Annotated in this window: 16 protein-coding genes and 1 tRNA gene; 11 read left to right on the top strand and 6 right to left on the bottom strand. The window is 50.3% G+C overall.

Annotation, left to right across the window (positions count from 1 at the left end; genetic code table 11):
* The first annotated feature begins 104 nt into the window (after positions 1-104).
* The 3 genes from ACN0YR_RS02725 (at position 105) to ACN0YR_RS02735 (ending at position 1123) form a co-directional block, all read left to right on the top strand.
* Positions 105-177, top strand: a tRNA-Glu gene (locus ACN0YR_RS02725).
* Positions 178-461: 284 nt separating this feature from the next.
* Positions 462-722, top strand: a complete 261-nt coding sequence (locus ACN0YR_RS02730) for a hypothetical protein (protein WP_417847666.1) — start codon at positions 462-464, stop codon at positions 720-722.
* 200 nt (positions 723-922) lie between these two features.
* Positions 923-1123: a carbon storage regulator gene (locus ACN0YR_RS02735; RefSeq protein ID WP_145202746.1), complete on the top strand. Its 201-nt coding sequence runs from the start codon at positions 923-925 to the stop codon at positions 1121-1123.
* A 188-nt stretch (positions 1124-1311) separates the two neighbouring features.
* On the opposite strand, the gene ACN0YR_RS02740 is transcribed toward ACN0YR_RS02735, so the two are convergent.
* A complete protein-coding gene (locus ACN0YR_RS02740; protein WP_417847667.1) occupies positions 1312-1776 on the bottom strand; it encodes a hypothetical protein in 465 nt (154 codons plus the stop codon).
* 224 nt (positions 1777-2000) lie between these two features.
* Between ACN0YR_RS02740 and ACN0YR_RS02745 the strand changes: the two genes are divergently transcribed.
* The 4 genes from ACN0YR_RS02745 to ACN0YR_RS02760 all read left to right on the top strand — a co-directional run bounded on the left by ACN0YR_RS02745 (position 2001) and on the right by ACN0YR_RS02760 (position 5843).
* The gene (locus tag ACN0YR_RS02745; RefSeq protein WP_417847668.1) at positions 2001-2528 is read left to right on the top strand and encodes a hypothetical protein; all 528 of its coding nucleotides are present in this window, start codon (positions 2001-2003) and stop codon (positions 2526-2528) included.
* Between the two features lie 251 nt (positions 2529-2779).
* Positions 2780-3913, top strand: a complete 1134-nt coding sequence (gene proB, locus ACN0YR_RS02750; protein WP_417847669.1) for a glutamate 5-kinase — start codon at positions 2780-2782, stop codon at positions 3911-3913.
* Positions 3914-3968: 55 nt separating this feature from the next.
* Positions 3969-4775 (top strand): enoyl-ACP reductase FabI, encoded by an 807-nt coding sequence (locus ACN0YR_RS02755; RefSeq protein WP_417847670.1) that lies wholly within the window; start codon positions 3969-3971, stop codon positions 4773-4775.
* A 159-nt stretch (positions 4776-4934) separates the two neighbouring features.
* On the top strand, positions 4935-5843 hold the full coding sequence (locus ACN0YR_RS02760) for a menaquinone biosynthesis family protein (protein WP_417847671.1): 909 nt from the start codon (positions 4935-4937) through the stop codon (positions 5841-5843).
* Positions 5844-6335: 492 nt separating this feature from the next.
* On the opposite strand, the gene ACN0YR_RS02765 is transcribed toward ACN0YR_RS02760, so the two are convergent.
* Together ACN0YR_RS02765 and ACN0YR_RS02770 are read right to left on the bottom strand one after the other, a co-directional pair.
* On the bottom strand, positions 6336-7355 hold the full coding sequence (locus ACN0YR_RS02765) for a hypothetical protein (protein WP_417847672.1): 1020 nt from the start codon (positions 7353-7355) through the stop codon (positions 6336-6338).
* Positions 7356-7567: 212 nt separating this feature from the next.
* Positions 7568-8674 carry a DUF1559 domain-containing protein gene (locus ACN0YR_RS02770; protein ID WP_417847673.1) on the bottom strand — a complete coding sequence of 369 codons (1107 nt, stop codon included), beginning with the start codon at positions 8672-8674 and terminating at the stop codon, positions 7568-7570.
* Positions 8675-8903: 229 nt separating this feature from the next.
* Between ACN0YR_RS02770 and ACN0YR_RS02775 the strand changes: the two genes are divergently transcribed.
* Both ACN0YR_RS02775 and ACN0YR_RS02780 read left to right on the top strand, forming a co-directional pair.
* Positions 8904-9041 carry a hypothetical protein gene (locus ACN0YR_RS02775; protein ID WP_417847674.1) on the top strand — a complete coding sequence of 46 codons (138 nt, stop codon included), beginning with the start codon at positions 8904-8906 and terminating at the stop codon, positions 9039-9041.
* Positions 9042-9769: 728 nt separating this feature from the next.
* Positions 9770-10345 (top strand): peroxiredoxin family protein, encoded by a 576-nt coding sequence (locus ACN0YR_RS02780; protein WP_417847675.1) that lies wholly within the window; start codon positions 9770-9772, stop codon positions 10343-10345.
* 51 nt (positions 10346-10396) lie between these two features.
* On the opposite strand, the gene ACN0YR_RS02785 is transcribed toward ACN0YR_RS02780, so the two are convergent.
* Complete coding sequence (locus tag ACN0YR_RS02785; protein ID WP_417847676.1) at positions 10397-11833, bottom strand: type I 3-dehydroquinate dehydratase; 1437 nt, start codon at positions 11831-11833, stop codon at positions 10397-10399.
* 127 nt (positions 11834-11960) lie between these two features.
* A complete protein-coding gene (locus tag ACN0YR_RS02790; RefSeq protein WP_417847677.1) occupies positions 11961-12806 on the bottom strand; it encodes an amidohydrolase family protein in 846 nt (281 codons plus the stop codon).
* A gap of 256 nt (positions 12807-13062) precedes the next feature.
* Between ACN0YR_RS02790 and ACN0YR_RS02795 the strand changes: the two genes are divergently transcribed.
* Positions 13063-14499: a tetratricopeptide repeat protein gene (locus ACN0YR_RS02795; RefSeq protein WP_417847678.1), complete on the top strand. Its 1437-nt coding sequence runs from the start codon at positions 13063-13065 to the stop codon at positions 14497-14499.
* A 120-nt stretch (positions 14500-14619) separates the two neighbouring features.
* Here the strand turns inward: ACN0YR_RS02795 and ACN0YR_RS02800 are convergent, their stop codons facing one another.
* Positions 14620-15684 carry an FAD:protein FMN transferase gene (locus ACN0YR_RS02800; RefSeq protein ID WP_417847679.1) on the bottom strand — a complete coding sequence of 355 codons (1065 nt, stop codon included), beginning with the start codon at positions 15682-15684 and terminating at the stop codon, positions 14620-14622.
* A gap of 47 nt (positions 15685-15731) precedes the next feature.
* Between ACN0YR_RS02800 and ACN0YR_RS02805 the strand changes: the two genes are divergently transcribed.
* Positions 15732-16826, top strand: a complete 1095-nt coding sequence (locus ACN0YR_RS02805; RefSeq protein ID WP_417847680.1) for a formylglycine-generating enzyme family protein — start codon at positions 15732-15734, stop codon at positions 16824-16826.
* The last annotated feature ends 89 nt before the right edge of the window (positions 16827-16915 follow it).

Below are 16915 nucleotides of genomic sequence, written 5' to 3' on the forward strand. Positions count from 1 at the left end.
TCCCGTCAGGAAAGATCTTGAGCTTTGAGATTTAGAAAATTGGAGAATTTTGCTCGACAAGTCTGCTTGACATTGTCGAATGAGCCGATACCGTATGTCTCGTCGGCCCCATCGTCTAGTGGCCTAGGACACCGGATTTTCAGTCCGGTAACACGGGTTCAAATCCCGTTGGGGTCAGTTTTGACTTCTAACTCACAGCTTCGGCTGTTTTGGGTTAGATTCAAACAGGTTAGTCAGGCGGCAACGATGATTCATCGTTGCCGCCTTTCTTTTTTCTTCCTTCTCGTTTGCTACGGGAATTTACTCACACCTCTGGCTGTTTTCACCGATGCTTTCGACGGTGACTGGAGTGAGTTTCGGATTCGTCTTTATTTCTACGTGGCGACCAACTCAGCTTTTCTGCTGAGGTGTCGTTCGTAGACGCTGCCAGCATCAGGAAGACTCTAACAAGAAGAATCGTTATGGATGCTTCGTTTGCTTGGCAGCAGATCTTCGAAAACTGGCCTAAGGATGTTCCGAAGGTTGGAATCGTAACCACAAATTTCCAGGAGAGTATTGGCTTTACCGATTTTTTGACCACTGATGGATTGCTCGCACTTGAGCGGGATCGTCCCGACTCGGCTGGGGCCAGGAAAGTGATTGTTGCGTTCTCTGCCATATCGGCAGTGAAGATGACTGACGTGGGAGAATTCACGGCGATCGCCAAGCTCGGGTTTCAATAAGCTGCTGCCTGTTTTTTGAGCATGTTGCCACTGCCCTCTTTTTAGGCAGCGGTGGCGTTGTGAGGGAACGGTCGATTTTTCTGGGTGGGTAGATCTCTCGGTTATGGGATGCTATCGTTCTGATGTCATACTCGTTTTGATGGCGCGTGTTCAGGCAAGATGCCTTGGCTCAGACGTGGCAACCCACAGGAAGGAAGATCATGCTGGTCCTCTCACGAAAGCCGGGAGAAAGAATTCTCATCGGTGAAGAGATCGCAGTGACAGTCGTTCGGATTGGTCCCAACACGGTTCGTATTGGGATTGATGCACCTCGCGACATGAACATTGTTCGCGACGAACTTTGTCAGACAGTCGAAGTTGAATTACCCGTTGAGAACAACGGCAAAGCTTCTGCACAGTAAGTTTCTACGTCGTTAGCCAATCACCTGCGTAGCAGGCTTTATGTGCCCGGGTTCCAGAAATGCCGGGTGCGTGAAGAGGCTGCTCTGTGCCGCGACGACCCAGTGTGGCCTCGGCTGTAAAATAATGTAGAATTCTTGCGTAGAGTTCTCGAATGTGCGTTCTTGAGTTCGCATCGAAGTTGCAGAATTTACTCCTTCAGCTGTGAACGTCCTTCTCGCGTGTTCGAGGGGACCCAGTTTCTCAGGCCATCTTTCAGGTCTTTGACTTCTTCAGCTGACGCCGGCGTTTGCGTTCCGTAGTCTTCTTTTTTTGTCCGTTTTCGGCGTGGTTCGTAATCTGCTTTGGGGCGAGCATTCTTGCTGAAAACCCAGTTGTAGCAGGCTCTTGGGCTCGCATTCGAGGTGGTGTTGAGGAGCCAGATTACCAGGAATAAGCCGCAGGCCCCTCCCAGGATGACACTCAAGGTGATGACCGGGTCGCCGCCGCTCGCAGCAGAGACAAACGCGATTCCCAATGCGCCAAACAGGCCGACAATACAAGCGGCCAGAATGGACCCGGCAAATTTACTGTTTGAAGGTCGGAAGTCCCCAGGCATGGTCAGCTTGTTGTTAAAGGGAAGGTATCGAAAGTCGAGAACTCGACTTAATCTCATACGAAATATGATACGGGATTGTCAGTTGGATTCTACAATTGGTCTCTTGATTCGGGCAATTTGAATTTGATGCCCTCCTGTCGATCTGAAAGAAAGATCAATCCGGAGAGACGATCGGGGGTGAGATTTTAGTGAAAATTACGTAAATTGAGGAATGATTTCAGTTCGGGTTCGATTCCTTGAGGAATCTGGATTCAGTTCAATTATTTCCACGGAGTTCCGCAATGCCCAGATCGATTTATGCTCTGCTCTTAGCACTCACGCTTGTGGGGTGCGGACAGAAAACCGGCGACGACTCCAAAGCGGCTCAAGATGAAGAGCAACCCGCTGTTGCGGACGCACAGCCGAAAGCTCCCGCGTTCAATGAACTGGAATGGAAAATTGTAGACCGAAACAAAGCGATGGCGGAGAATCCGAAACTGGTCGAGGTTGTCAACGACACCAACGCCAGCGATCCACTCTCTGCGATTTCGCAAACGTATTTTTCTGCAACGTCACGTATTAACAAAATGCAGATGGAGTACAACGCACGCCTTCAGGCCAACCTGAATGCAGACGGAGCAGAGGACCCCAAGCCCCCGACATTTGAAGAGTTTAACGCTTCCGCCAAGATGAATAGTAACAACGTCAAGGGGCTGAAGCCGTGGCAAGTCTATGCCTATGATGAGTCGACGGGAAAAGTGACAATCCTGGAAGACCGGGAACTCAAAAAGAAGTTGTACGAAGAACAAGGCCTCAAGTACGAGGAATGATGAGTCGCTTTTAAGAAGCTCGAAGAGAGATTGCGTTGCTGGTCGAGGAGTAAGAGGGGGGCCATCTCTGTGAACCTGGCAAGTTCACAAACGCTGTTTTGGGGCTGAGGCTCGAAGTTTCGTTTAGCGGTTTCGTGAAGTTCCGCCAGGCTGCGTGAATCTTGTCCCTTCTCAAGGTGATCGCAAAATGCAATGTATTGCAAAGTATTGAATTGTAAGTAGCACCACGAAGGATTGGTCAGCACTCTCTCATGAAAGATCTTGTCCGACAGGAAGTCGTTGCTCAGGCACGTACGATCGTCGTTAAAGTTGGCACGAACGTCCTCTCTCGCGAGGATGACCATTTGGACGTTGAGCGGATTTCAGCGCTGGCGGATCAGATTCATCGAATTCGCGAAACCGGTCGTCGGGTTGTCGTTGTTTCCAGTGGAGCAGTGGGGGCGGGGCTTGGGCTTCTTGGGTTGTCAGAACGCCCGAAAGATCTTCCGCACTTGCAGGCTGCAGCGGCTACGGGGCAGGCAAGCCTCATTCGCAGCTATGATGATGCGCTAAAGCGGCACGGTTATCAGGCTGCACAGATGCTTCTGACCGCCAACGATTTTCGCAATCGGGACCGCTACCTCAATGTTCGCAATACGTTGAACACGCTTTTCGAGTACGGAGTCGTCCCGATCATTAACGAGAACGACACAGTCAGCGTTAAAGAGGTGAAATTCGGAGATAACGACCAGCTTGCAGTGATGGTGAGTAATCTTCTGGAGCGTCCTCTACTCGTAATACTTTCAGTCGTGGATGGTCTCTTTGATGGAGACCCTCGTGATCCGGCAAGCAAGCGATTCTCGTTGATCGATCATTGCGACGAATCAATGATGTCTTACGCTCTGAATATTCGTTCTTCGCGCGGGACGGGTGGGATGTTGTCCAAGTTGCAGTCTGTCAGAATGGCGACGGCTGTTGGAGAGTGTGTCGTCATCGCAAACGGAACCGATTCGCAGGTCCTGGATCGCGTTCTTGCGGGTGAAGATGTCGGAACATTGTTCACTGCCAAGGGGCAATTGATCCCGGCCTGGAAACGCTGGATAGGATTTACCGTGAAGCCGAGAGGGTCGCTGCAACTCGATGCTGGAGCTGTTCGAGCAGTCGAGCATAATGGGAAGTCTCTGTTGCCGATCGGCATTGCCAGTGTGCAGGGGAGCTTTCAGCGTGGGGAGCTGGTGTCGATTTGTGACGTCGATGGAAAAGAGTTTGCTCGCGGGCTGACGAACTACGACGCCAGTTCGGTTTCAAAAATCGTGCGAAAGAGAACGGACGAACTCGAAAACATTCTTGGAGAAGTCTCCTACACCGAAGTGATTCATCGTGACAATCTGTGTGTTGTCCGTTGAGCCTCTGGTGGTGATTCTGATCGACATTAACCGATATTCTTGGACGGAAGTATTCATGGATTTTTTACAGCTCACCGGGAAGTCGATTCTGGTGATGGGAGCCGCGAATCGTAAGAGCGTTGCCTACCATGTTGGGAAGCTTCTCACAGAAGCTGGAGCCGATGTGTTGTGGTCGGTTCGAAGTCAGGCGCGGAAAGAGCAACTGCGTAAGCTTGTTGGAGATGCTCCGATTTATGTTTGCGATGTTGAGCATCAGGATCAGATTGATGGGCTGCGGGATGCTGTGGCGAACGATCGCGAGTCGATTCACGGTCTCGTTCATTCCATTGCTTTTGCAGACTACTCCGCGGGCTGGTTGCCGTTTCATCAAACTCCTCGCTCAGCATTTCTTCAAGCAGTCGATGTTTCCTGCTTTTCGCTGACAGCGACTTGCAACGCGTTTCGTGATCTTCTCGATTCTGAGCAGGGAAGTGTCGTTACGGTCTCGATTTCGACAACTCGCATGGCAGCGGAGAATTATGGGTATATGGCCCCTGTGAAGGCGGCTCTTGATTCTTCAATCTGCTTCCTGGCAAAGTCGTTTTCGGGGTTCTCAAAGGTCCGATTCAATGCTGTTTGTCCCGGATTACTGAAAACGTCGGCTTCGGCCGGAATCCCCGGATATGTCGATTCTTATCTGTTCGCCGAGCAGGCGACGTTGAGAAAGCAGGCGGTGCAAACCGCGGAAGTGGCGAATTCTGTGGCGTTTTTGCTGAGTCCGCGCTCTTCCGGCATCAATGCTCAGGGGTTGGTCATTGATGCGGGCATGGAAACAAACTACTTTGACAAACAACTGGTACAACAGGCGATTGATAACCAATGATTGAATTTGGTGAATCTTCTCCAGCAATCACGGTTGTCTCCTAAGGATGCTGGCTCTAATGCAGATTCGAGGTTCGAATCTGGTCTGAAATCATGCCGGCATGTTTTCCACTTTTGATTGAATCTGTCGTGCAGATTCTCTTGTTGAATGGACAATACGATGAGTAACACAGCAACAGAAAATAAAATTCAAATCCATGTCGGGCACAGCCCGGACCCGGATGATGCGTTCATGTTTCACGCATTGGCCAACGACAAAATCGAGACTGGCAATTATCAGTTCCATCATGAGCTTCAGGATATCGAAACTCTCAATCGCAGAGCGTTCTCTGGAGAGCTCGAATTGACTGCCGTGAGTCTGCATGGCTATGCCTACCTGACCGACAAGTATGCGTTGTGTGCATGTGGGGCGAGTATGGGCGATGACTACGGACCGATGGTCGTGACCCGCGAGCCAATGGGGATTGAAGACCTCAAAGGAAAGAAGATCGCCATTCCTGGAACGCTCACAACGGCGTTTCTAGGTTTGAACCTCTGCTTGGGGGGAGTTCCTAAAACACCTGCCAAAGAAGAGCACACCACTGGTGATTGCGGGACATTCACTTATGAAGTCTATGAGTTCGACGAAATCTTGAATGTCGTGGAACGTGGTGAAGCCGACGCCGGATTGATTATTCATGAAGGTCAGTTGACTTACGGCGATCAGGGCTTGCATCTCGTCGTCGACCTTGGCAAATGGTGGATGGAAGAAACCGGTTTGCCATTCCCGCTGGGGGGCAATGCGATTCGTAAAGACATGGGCGCTGAGCAGATGAACGAAGTGACGAAACTGCTCAGAGAAAGCATCCAGTTCGGTCTCGACAACCGACCGGAAGCCTTGGAGCATGCTTTGCAGTACGGACGAAATCTGGACCACGCCAAAGCGGACGAATTCGTCGGGATGTACGTCAACGACTGGACCGTCGATTTTGGTGACCGAGGACGAGAAGCTGTCGCCAAGCTGCTGCAGGCAGGGCATGAAGCAGGGATTATTCCTGAACCTGTAGAGCTTGAGTTTATCTCAGGCTAATTTGAACTCGTTCCACACTGCCTGACTTACCTAGAGTGAAACTTTCCTGAAGGAAGTGGAATCTTTGTAGGACACCAGTTGATTAACAGGCCCGCCTGCGTATTATTACCGTGTGCAGCTGAGTCTGCCCTTACTTAGCTGCACTAACTTCTGGCCACCGGTTCTGACCCGCTCCGGTGGCCTTTTTTTGTTCTGACCTTAGAGCAGTCTGTTTTACCGTGTGCCCTTGAAGAACGCATTTCTCTAATGAAAATGCTGTTCGCCACGAGGCAGAAGCTGAACACCAATTCGAAAGATGCTCTTAAGAAAGTCGGTCTCAATCTCGACGTCCCGCTTCGTGTTGGAGTCGAGAGTGTATCTGTGAGAGTTGATGGGAACGCTTTTGAGTTCCTTTTACCCATGGAGAATGTTTTTCATCCGGGTGAATCGCGCGAGGCGAAACGTGAATGCCAATTCGAAAAACAATCACCCAGATTGATCAGCCCGAGGCGATCAATTCTTTTTCGGTTTCTTGTCATCAGCTGCAGGCTCATCGGCGGCGATGTTGATATCAAAGTCGCCTTCTCTGTTGACCTCTTTGACTTCGACTTGCTTGGTCCCTGTGCGAGCCCAGTTCTTGGGAAGACGCATCAAGTCCTGAGCTGAGTGAACAGTCACTGAGAGTCGACCTTTACCACGTGGAGCCCCTTTGACACCGTCGATGTAGTACAAGGTGAATTCACCATTGTCGTTTGTTCTTCCGGAAGCGCTCCGAATTCTGTCGGGGCCAGAATCGCCACTTTTTTTATCTTCAATTGGAGAAAATGTGACTTGAACACCGGAGAGCGGTTCTCCGTTGACGGTGACTTTTCCGGAGACATTTGAGAGTGGCGGGAGCTTCAATGACTGACTCATCATACTGCTGGAAAGCCAGTAGAGAAGAAAGATCCCTGCGATTCCACCTGCAAGGTGTGGAAGATACCGAATGAGTTCCTTTCTCATTCCGGCGAAGTCAAACCTGGGTTGCTTCTCTTCCATCGGCATCGATGAAGCTTTGACCCGGCTGTCACCAGCTGTTTTAGAAAGCAGATCTCGGGCATTCGCTGACGCATTAATTTCAGCATCGGCAGCGACTGCAGCAGGTGAATGAGAGGAGGCTTTGGCTCGGGCTCCACCACCTCCAGAGATCAGGCGACGACCCTGTTTGTCGGTGGCAGGTCCGGCTGGAGCTGCGGGTTTTTCAGTCAACCCGGCGCTAGCTTTCGGTCCCGGTCCATCTTCCATCAAGAATGCAGCTGCGTCGAAATCGTCGTCGTCTGACTTGGCTGTTTTTTTGCCTGCAGGTTTTGCTTTCTTTTGAGCCGGTGCAGCCGCTTTGGGTGGTGATTTTTCCTTCGGAGATTCCTCAGCTTGGGGCGGATCGGGGACCACGAATTTCGATTTACATTTCGGACATTTGCCGTCGGTTCCAGCGAGTTCGTCTTTGATCTTCAAGACTGAGTCACATTCCGGGCATTGATAGCGAATCGTCATTCTCGCCAAACCTTTTCCAAGGGGAGGAGCGTTATCTCTTCCCCAAATTCCGAAGTATTCTGATGTCTTTAATCATAAGAGAAAGGGGTGGTCGAAGTCGACCACCCCTGGCGTTTTGGCATGTCTACGGTTCGTTGTTCGCGTGCCGCGTGGGCATCCCTTAGGAGGAATTTGCAAAAGCAACAGAGGAGGCTTGGGTGTCGACTTTTCCGTTATGGGAGATCAACTGGTGATCCCTGCGACATGTTGCCCAGGTTGTTCCAAGTTCTCAGGTCGATGTTCACGCCGATTGGGCGAGCACTTCCATCTGACAGAAGGACGTTCACAGCTTGGCTATGAGAACTCCCGGCTTCACTGAAGTGTCTGGGGATGGAGTTTTGATTGTTGAGGTTCCCTGTCACTGATGCGGAGTCGTTCGGTGCGAACTGTGTTGAGAACATGGTTGCCGGTCCGCCGAATGCCCAGCCGTCGCTACTTCGTTCTTCAGGACGATTTGGACGAGGGTTCAGGAAGATTTGCCGCTCTGCAATCATGATGACGTTCGAAGTTCCATCAGAGATCGATGATATGGTCGTTTGGCTGTTCACGCCAAAAACCCCAATGTTCGTCTGATCTTGCGAGAAGGGAGAACTTGAATTGATTGGACCTATGACGACTGTATTTGCGAGCTGGGCTGGAGTGAGATGGTAAGTTTGCTGGTCACCATTCACATCATCTTTGAAAGTGATTCCTGAGCCGGCGCAGCCAGCGTAATCGTTTCCGCCAGATGTCCAGGATTGGTCGACGCGGATCGTGTTTGCGTATTTTCCAACGGCGTCCATCTGTTTTCGACGCGATGGGCAATAGAAGATTTTAATGTTGCGCTTGGCTGGGTAAATCGGACGGCCATCCGGGTCCAGAACGAGTGGTGGATCTTCTCCATTCTGGCGAACATTCGCGTTGAAGGCCCAGGAGTTGTAGATCGTCGCTTGATCGAGCATCGGAAGGATGTGCAGCATCCAGCTGGTGCCATGAGCACCTTGCCGTACTTGAGTGTTGTTGCTCGCATTGAACTCGCGGGCTTCTCCGGGCAAGGCGTATCGACCGACATTGTCGGTCGCAAAGTATGAGGCAATTTGACCAGGCGGAAAGACTTGATGTTGATCGTGGTAATTATGCAGGGCAAGTCCCAGCTGTTTGAGATTGCTCAAGCATTCTGTTCGGTAAGCAGCAGCCCGAGCCTGCTGTACGGCTGGTAGGAGCAACGCGACGAGGATCGCGACAATGGCGATCACGACCAACAACTCGATGAGCGTGAACCCTTTTTGACGTCGTTTCATGGTGATTTTCCCAAAATGCAAGTGTCGATCAAAAGGCAAAAGGCGCCAAAGCACAGAGAGTGATCTGTCAGTCTCCTGAAGCCGACATGGCGATTTCCAGAAGAGCATAACCGCTGATTTTTGATCGAGTTGCGCTCATTGTGCTATTAAACTGTTTACATCATGCTGCCCGTAGAAACTTGGTGTCAAGTCCGGGGGAGCAAAAACTGCTTCTTCAAGGCAGACGTTTTTGCCTGAAAAAATTGTCTTCATCTTCGACTCGCGTGCTCTGTCGAGTCGTGAATACCACGAAATTGAAGCAGTCTGGCACGCTCGCTGGCACGCCATCGGCTCGAATTCGAATGACATTCTTGTTGGAGATGGATAACAAGTTGTACGCTTTTCAGTGACAACTTGAGAGACCAATCTCACGAAATCTCAACTTCCGTCGAATTCTGTTCAATGTTCACACAAGCTAAACCAGTGGTGGGAACGAGAACTCGATTTGACAAGAGGAGACAGGGTTTTCCTTTCCGTCTTCCTCCAGGATTCCCTCTAAATTAACTGGGCCGAATCTCTGTCTCTGATTTCAAACAGAGAGTAAATTCTTCATTGCAGAGGTGACCGGATCGATTTCGGGAACCAGTCCGGAAACTTGTGAAATGGTCAATTTTCTCAGTGTTTGAGAGAGTAAAGTCAGGTTTCAGGCTCAGTTCTGAAAATCTCTCGCGCTGGGATGGTTGAGCCTCGCAATTTTGATCATGTTTTAACAAGTCTCTTCGAACGAATAAACGTAAACTGCCTCGAAAATTGCAGTCCCCATGAAACACGGAAACAGGCGAAAAGTTTCGAAATCAATTCAGGGTAATGTTACCATCTTGTGAAATCGCTTACGGTTTTCACTGAAGAGCGATTAATAGAATCTTTCATTCACGCGAGTCTATTGTTTGTCATGACTGATCAGGATTGACCTATGGGGTCTGAAGTCAGTCCTGTTTTGAAGTCTCTCGCTGACCCGTTGGCCTGCTTGTGCAGCGTCGCAGATTGTCGATTTCGGCTTCAATGGAACACTAGACTCTCCTACGAAATTCAACTGACCCTTACGAAAGTTCAGAAATGAAAACTGTGCGCAACCCTTTCTTGATTGCCATGCTTTGCTTGATTGGAGCGATGGCAACATCGACTTTTGCAGCTGACGCTAAGTCTCCCCCAAAGAAAGGAGAGACAGTGCCTGATTTTGAGCTCAATGAGTTGTATTCAGGGGAGGCTGTTTCTCTGAAAGACAAGTTGGAGGAAGGGCCTGTTGTGCTGGTGGTCCTGCGCGGCTTCCCAGGAAAGCAGTGTCCGGCCTGTACACAACAAGTCGGTGGCCTTCTTCAAAATGCAGACGCAATCTCAGCAGCAGGGGCTCAGGTCGTAATGGTGTATCCCGGACTGGGGAAAGATCTCGAACAGCGTGCGAGAGAATTCTTCGAGAAGCACAAGCTTCCCAAAGGGTTCATCGTTGTGACTGATCCCGATTACGGTTTCACAAACAAATACAATTTGCGTTGGGATGCACCCAATGAGACAGCTTACCCATCCACGTTTGTGGTTGGAAAAGAAGGGAAAGTCAAACACGTCCACACCAGCAAAACACACGGGAACCGAACGAATCCGAAAGAGATCGTTAAGGCTCTGAAAGAATCATAACGAAACTGTTTCTCTGGACGGGGTGGAACACATTTCTGCGGCGATCTGTTCTTATTCCTCCAAGAGCCCTTTAGCAAAGGCCATTGCCGGGAGATCTTTCCCGGTGATGGCCTTGAATTGTGCGCTCACCTGTTTTGTGTAAATTTCTGCGGAGTTCAGTGCATGTGCTCCACGTTCTCTCGCTTCGGACATCATCTCGGTCTCCAGCGGTAAATCGCTCAGGTCGAGAACAGTCATGCTGGATTGAATCACAGTCGGATTGATTTGACCCGTCTTCGAACCGATTTCAATATTCGGGTCAGCGACGATCAGCACATCTGCAAGTGTGTCGTACAGATTGTGGTACGGGACAAATCGGCAACCATGCTTCACTGCCGTGCGAGTCGCTTCCTTATCATCCGGACCGCAAATGCTGACCAGTCCTTTTCTCTGTGTCATGGCATAGACCATCGAATTCGCAATACCGCCGTTTCCGACAATGAGAATGTTCAACTTGTCGAGCGAACGCTTTCCATCCTTCAAAGTTGCTTCGAGGGCTTGCAGGCCACTTCGCCATAGCGTGTTGTAGCCATGCCATCCAGAATCGCGTTTGAGCAAGAGGTTAATGTATTCGCTTTCTGCGTCATGCTGATCGACCTGGTCTGCCAGATTGAGCAGTGCTTGCCCATGCTTGCTGCCGACGATAATGGCACGAATCTTCAAGATGTCGAGCATTTTCTTTAACTCGCCGACATCTTCAATTTCAATCGGCAGGCAGCGAACATTGAGGTTCAATTCCCGAAAGGCGGCGTTCAGGATGCGCGTCGTAATCGTTTGGGCTGGGCCAAATCCTGAGACGGCTACGAAGGCTGTTTTTTTGTTGATATCGTTGCAGTAATAAGTTTCGTTCAACTCAAAAACAGTCGCCTGTCCTTCGTGTGCTTCCATGCCTCTTTCGAGAGCAGCGTAGATCCACGGTGAGCCGTATTTGCGACCGAGCAGCGAGAACGTTAATTCTGCACGACCAAGCCCCATACCGACCACAGGGAGAATCCGCTTCTGGCTGACGGCTGCGAGCAACGGCCATGCGGCTCCGAGTGTGGGGGTTGGCCAGGTGAATTTGACAACATCTGCCTTGGCGCTGGAGGCTTCATCAAAAATTCGGTCGATGTTGGTTTCTGGTCGATCCAATCGCGTGAAGCTGATGACCCGCTTGGTCTCACCGAATCTTGGAACATTATTGGCGATGTCGAGATCGAGTTCGATGTACGCCGGGCCTGCGACAATCGCTTGTCGGAGCAGAAGCAGCCGTTCTTCTTCTGTCCCTTGCCATTGTCCTCCATCCTGCTGGCGTCGACATGAAACAATCACAGGCTTGTCGATGCAGGTGATGAGGTCCTTCACATCTGGTTCTTTGGAGAAATGGTCGAGGCAGAGTTCTACGATGTCGCCATTTCTGGCAGCATTCAACATGTCGACTTTTGCAAGCGTTCGGGAAGTCGGTGTCACGGTAATGCAAATCACGTTGATGCCTCTCTGCGAGCGTTTCGAAGGAATCTCGAAGGATCAGTCTCTGGAAAATAGTAACGGTTGAAGTGGCGCTTGTCCCGTGATGTTGCGACTCCTTTGGCTCTCGCTAAGGAATTAAATTCAGTCCGTAAAATTCATTGGCGGTCTTTCCGAAGATTGCCGCATGTTCGGATTCGGTGAGTGGGCCGACAATCTCTTTCAAAGCGTTGAAGACATCCTTGTAGCTCGCAGCGAGTTCGCAGACTGGCCAGTCCGAGCCATACATACAGCGCTGCGGAGTGAACGCCTCGAGTGCCGTCTCAACATAGGGTTTCAGATCAGCTGGTTTCCAGTTTTCCCAATCAGCTTCGGTGACCATCCCAGAGAGCTTGCAGTAGACGTTTGGCTGCTTCGCAGCTTCGCGGAAGTTGTTGACCCAGTCTTCCGTGACCTGCTCTTTGATGCGAGGCTTTGCCAGATGATCAATCACCATCGGAAGGTTTGGAAACTCTTTGGCAAGGAGAGCAGCGTGCTTCAGGTGCTTGACGTAGAACAAAAGGTCAAACGGGACTCCATGCTTTTCAAGAACCTTCAGTCCTCGGCGGACATCGTCCCGGATAATGAAATCATCATCCGGCTCATCCTGAGTGGTGTGTCTGATCCCCACAAACTTCGGATTGTCTTTGAATTCGAGAAGTTGTTCTTCACACTTCGGGCTGGCAAGGTCCACCCAGCCAACAACACCAGCAATGAAATCATGCTGATCTGCCAGCCCTAATGCCCAGCGATTTTCTTCGACATTATGTTGTGTCTGTACGAAAACCGTTTTCTCGACACCGACCTGCGAGATGTTTTTTAGAAGGTCAGCGGGGAGGAAATCTTTGTTGATCGCCTTGTGCTGTGGAGCGTCCAGCCAGCCATAATCGAACGACAAGTATTTTTGCCAGAAATGTTGATGGGCGTCGATAATCATTTTTCGTCTCCAAACCAGATTTCAGATGATGATAAACCTAAACGACGGAAGATGAAACCAGAGAAGAGTTTCCGTCTTTAGTTTTCAGAGATTCAGAATTCAAAAACGACGAAATCGGGATTGACCCATGCGAGGGATTCGAGCTACAAGCAGCACGTATCACTAACGGATGAACCGTTTCTCACGCCGGGCGCGGGGAATGTTTGCGGTCTCAACCATTTGAAATTGCTCTCGAACCAACGGACTGGAACGAGCCATGAAGCGAACCATCTCGCTATTTGTTTTGACATCACTCATTGTTGGCTGTGGAGGCTCAGACGCGCCGAAACAGGTCAATTCTCCTCAGGAAAAGCCGGCAGCGACAAAAGCAAATTCGCAAAGCCAAGCCTCTGATTCGCCCTCAACAGCGAAGAGCCCGAAAAGAGTGACCTACAGTCAAATCCTGAAGGCTTCCGATGAGTTGCTCAAAAAGCGTGATGCCAAGAACGCTCTGATTCTGCTGACCAAAGCGATTCAGGCCAAGCCGAATGAATCGACCGCTTACGTGAAGCGAGCTGCGATTTTGGCTGACGCCAAGTTGTTCAAAAAAGCGATTGGTGACATGAACTCCGCCATTGCTATCGATACCGAAAACCCGAAGTTGCGAAACACTCGTGGTTACTTTTTACTCTTGCTGAAAGAGTACGATGCGGCAGAGAAAGATTTCAACAAAGCGATTGATCTCGATCGGGAATACCCACAGGTCTACAACAATCGCGGACTTGTCTTTATCGGACAGGATCAACACATCAAGGCCCTGAACGATTTTCAGATGGCGATCAAGCTGAATCCAGAGTACGTCGACGCCTACAACAATCTGGGGTTTGTTTATTTGCAAATGGAAAATCCTGACTATCCAAAAGCAATCGAAACATTCACCAAAGTTCTGGAAATTGACTCGAAGTATCTGAATGCTCTCAGCAACCGGGGTCGCGCGTATTTAAAGCTTGAGCAGTTTGACGCTGCGATTGCAGACTTCACCACAGCGATCGAGATTCAGCCTGAAAACGACCAGTATTATCTCCATCGCAGCGAAGCTTACAAAGCTGCTGGAAATGAAGAACTTTCCAAGAAAGACCTGCAGCATGTTGTCTGGACTCAGCGTTTGAACGAGATCAACCGCCGCATTGCGAACAACCCCAAGAACATTGAGCTGTGGATTGCACGAGGACGGCACATGCTGCTCAATGATCGTATTGAGTCCGCTGAAAGATCGTTCGATAATGCAATCGCTCTCGATGGCAAAAATGTCATCGCGTTAACTGACAGAGTGAAGTTGCACTTCAGCCAGGGGCAATTTACAGCAGGTGCTGACCTCTGCACGAAGGCACTCGAAAAGAACGACACGACTGAAATTCGCTCTTTGCGAGGAAATGCCTATCTGCAAGCAGGCAAACTCGACGAAGCAATCGCTGACTACGAAGCCTGTCGACGCTTCGATTCACTCGTTGTTGAAGCCTACCGCAAGCGAGCTGAACAACATGCCGCTGCCGGGAAAACAGAACTAGCCAAGGTTGACAGCGACCACGCGACAAAACTCGAACAGCAACTCTCCAGCCAATCGACGGCAGAAGAAAACCCTGTCGCTCCACGAGCATTCGTACCGGTCAACTTCGAGAAAGAAGTTGCTGCGGAAAAGCCAGCAGTGAATTAGCTTTGCCAGACAATTCGAAAATTAAAACGCTGTCGGATTTTGATCCGACAGCGTTTTTTTGTGAAGTGCTATGCCGGACGCTTCAAGTCTCCGGCAAATGATTTCTTGCGTCACGTTGATTCATTCAGCAATTAAGTACGACTCAAACTTCGGAGTGGAGACCTCGGTAAGCTTGCCGTCTGCTGTTGAAGTCACAATGAATGCCTCAACGTTCTTGGCGTTGCAGATTAGCTTCATTCCTTCTGTCGGCCCCAGCACGCTGATTGCAGAGGCGAGGCCGTCTGCTTGCATTCCGTTGGGGGCAATGACGGTCACAGTGCTCGGCGTGGTCAGCCCGATCCCGGTCTTGGGATTGACGATATGAGAGTATCGGATGCCATCGATTTCCAGGTGCTGATAGACACTTCCTGATGTCGCGATGGCTGCGTTATTGAGTTTGACAATTGGAGCGGAAGCGTTTGGAGTCTCCTTCCGACGGAGTTTTTCGATTTCGATTCTCCAGTAGTCCCGATGAGGCGGAGGATCACCGACGACGATATCGCCACCGGCATCAATCAGGACTTGTGTCACGCCAAGTTCCTTCATCGCTTTCAAAGCTTCGTCAGCTGCAAAGCCTTTGGCGATGCTCCCCAAGTCGATTTGCATCTCTGGTTTGAGGAGTGTGACTGTGTTGTTCGAAGTATCGAGCTGGATCGACTGATAGCCCACTTTTTCCAGAGCGGTAAGCAATCGATCCTCGTCAGGTAGTTTCTTTCGTCGACGGGCGATCCTCCAGAGTTTGACGACCGGACCGACTGTGACATCGAACGCTCCATTCGTCTCTTCTGAAAGTCTCTGGGAAGCGTGAAGAACCTGAAAAAGATCTGAGGTGACAGGCCTAGGCTCACCTGGTGGGGCTGTTTTGCAGAGTTTCATCAGTTCGCTGTCGGGGTCATAATCGCTCATAACGCGGTCAAGTTCCCGAAATCTGTCAAATGCAGCCTTGGATGCTTGATTTGCGATCAGTTCAGTCGGTGCATACAATGTAATATTAACGGGAATTCCCATGCGGATTTGCAGAAACTCGTATCGCTTGAGTTGCTCGCTTCCGGAGGCAGGTGTTCCTATGAACAGGCACAATGACGTTCCTAAGCCGACCCACCATAACCAGCATCGCGATCTGTTGCCTCGAAATGGATCTCGCATCAATAGCCCCTTATTGCTGGTTTCAAATGATTTCTGAAAGGTTTTTTATGTTGACATTACGCCCTCATCTGAGGAAATGGCAAGGGGCATCTTGCCTGTTTCTAGGTTTGATCTGTTTTGCCTTACCTGTTCAAGGGGCAGAACCGGATACGAAAGATCCTTACCTGCGTAACCCGGACAGCCTCGCGACTAAAGAGTCGGAGATGAAACCGTATTCGCAACAGATTCGTTATACCGAGATCAAATTCGACATGGTTCCCATTCCCGGCGGAGAGTTCGTCATGGGAAGTCCAGCAGACGAAGAAAATCGGGAAGACGATGAAGGGCCACAACACAAAGTCAAGATTGACCCATTCTGGATGGGGAAGTATGAAGTTACCTGGAATGAATACGATACATGGCGTTTGAATCTCGATATTCAACGACGCGATCTGAGCGGCATCACCCCTGACGAAGTTGATAAAAAAGCTGACGGAGTCACCCGTCCGACCAAAGAGTATACCGACATGACTTTTGGTATGGGGCATGACGGATTCCCTGCGATCTGCATGACTCAACTCGCCGCCAAAATGTACTGTGCATGGCTCACAGAAAAGACCGGCCAATACTACCGTCTGCCGACTGAAGCAGAATGGGAATACGCCTGTCGAGCTGGAACGACAACGGCTTACTCATTCGGGGATGATCCTGAGAAGCTCGATGAATACGGATGGTATTATGAGAACTCAGGCGAGACTTATCACAAAGTTGGTAAGAAGAAACCGAATCCCTGGGGCCTGTACGACATGCACGGCAACGTCGCAGAGTGGTGCCTCGATCAATACCACGCTGATTTCTACAACCAGTTCAATCCAATGGTTGCGGCAATCTTTCCGTATGCTCCTCCGAAATCGCTCTACCCGCGAGTTGCTCGTGGTGGCTCCTGGTTCGATGATCCGGAATGGCTGCGAAGTGCAAAACGCATCCCTTCCAGCGAAGACTGGAAAGTGCAGGATCCACAGCTTCCTCAAAGTATGTGGTACCACACCGACGCCGACTTCGTCGGCTTCCGAGTCATCCGCCCACTGGTCCAACCCTCAGCCGAAGATATCAAACGGCTCGTGATGTATCCGGATATTCCGGAAGAGTTGCGTAAGGATTAAGTTCGAGCTGGACGCTGCTGAATACTATTCGTAATCACATTTTGCGAATTGGTGTTCGCGTTCAGGCTCGTGCGACTAAAATTTTACTG

The sequence above is a fragment of the Thalassoglobus sp. genome, from assembly GCF_048270125.1.
Classification (GTDB): Bacteria; Planctomycetota; Planctomycetia; order Planctomycetales; family Planctomycetaceae; genus Thalassoglobus.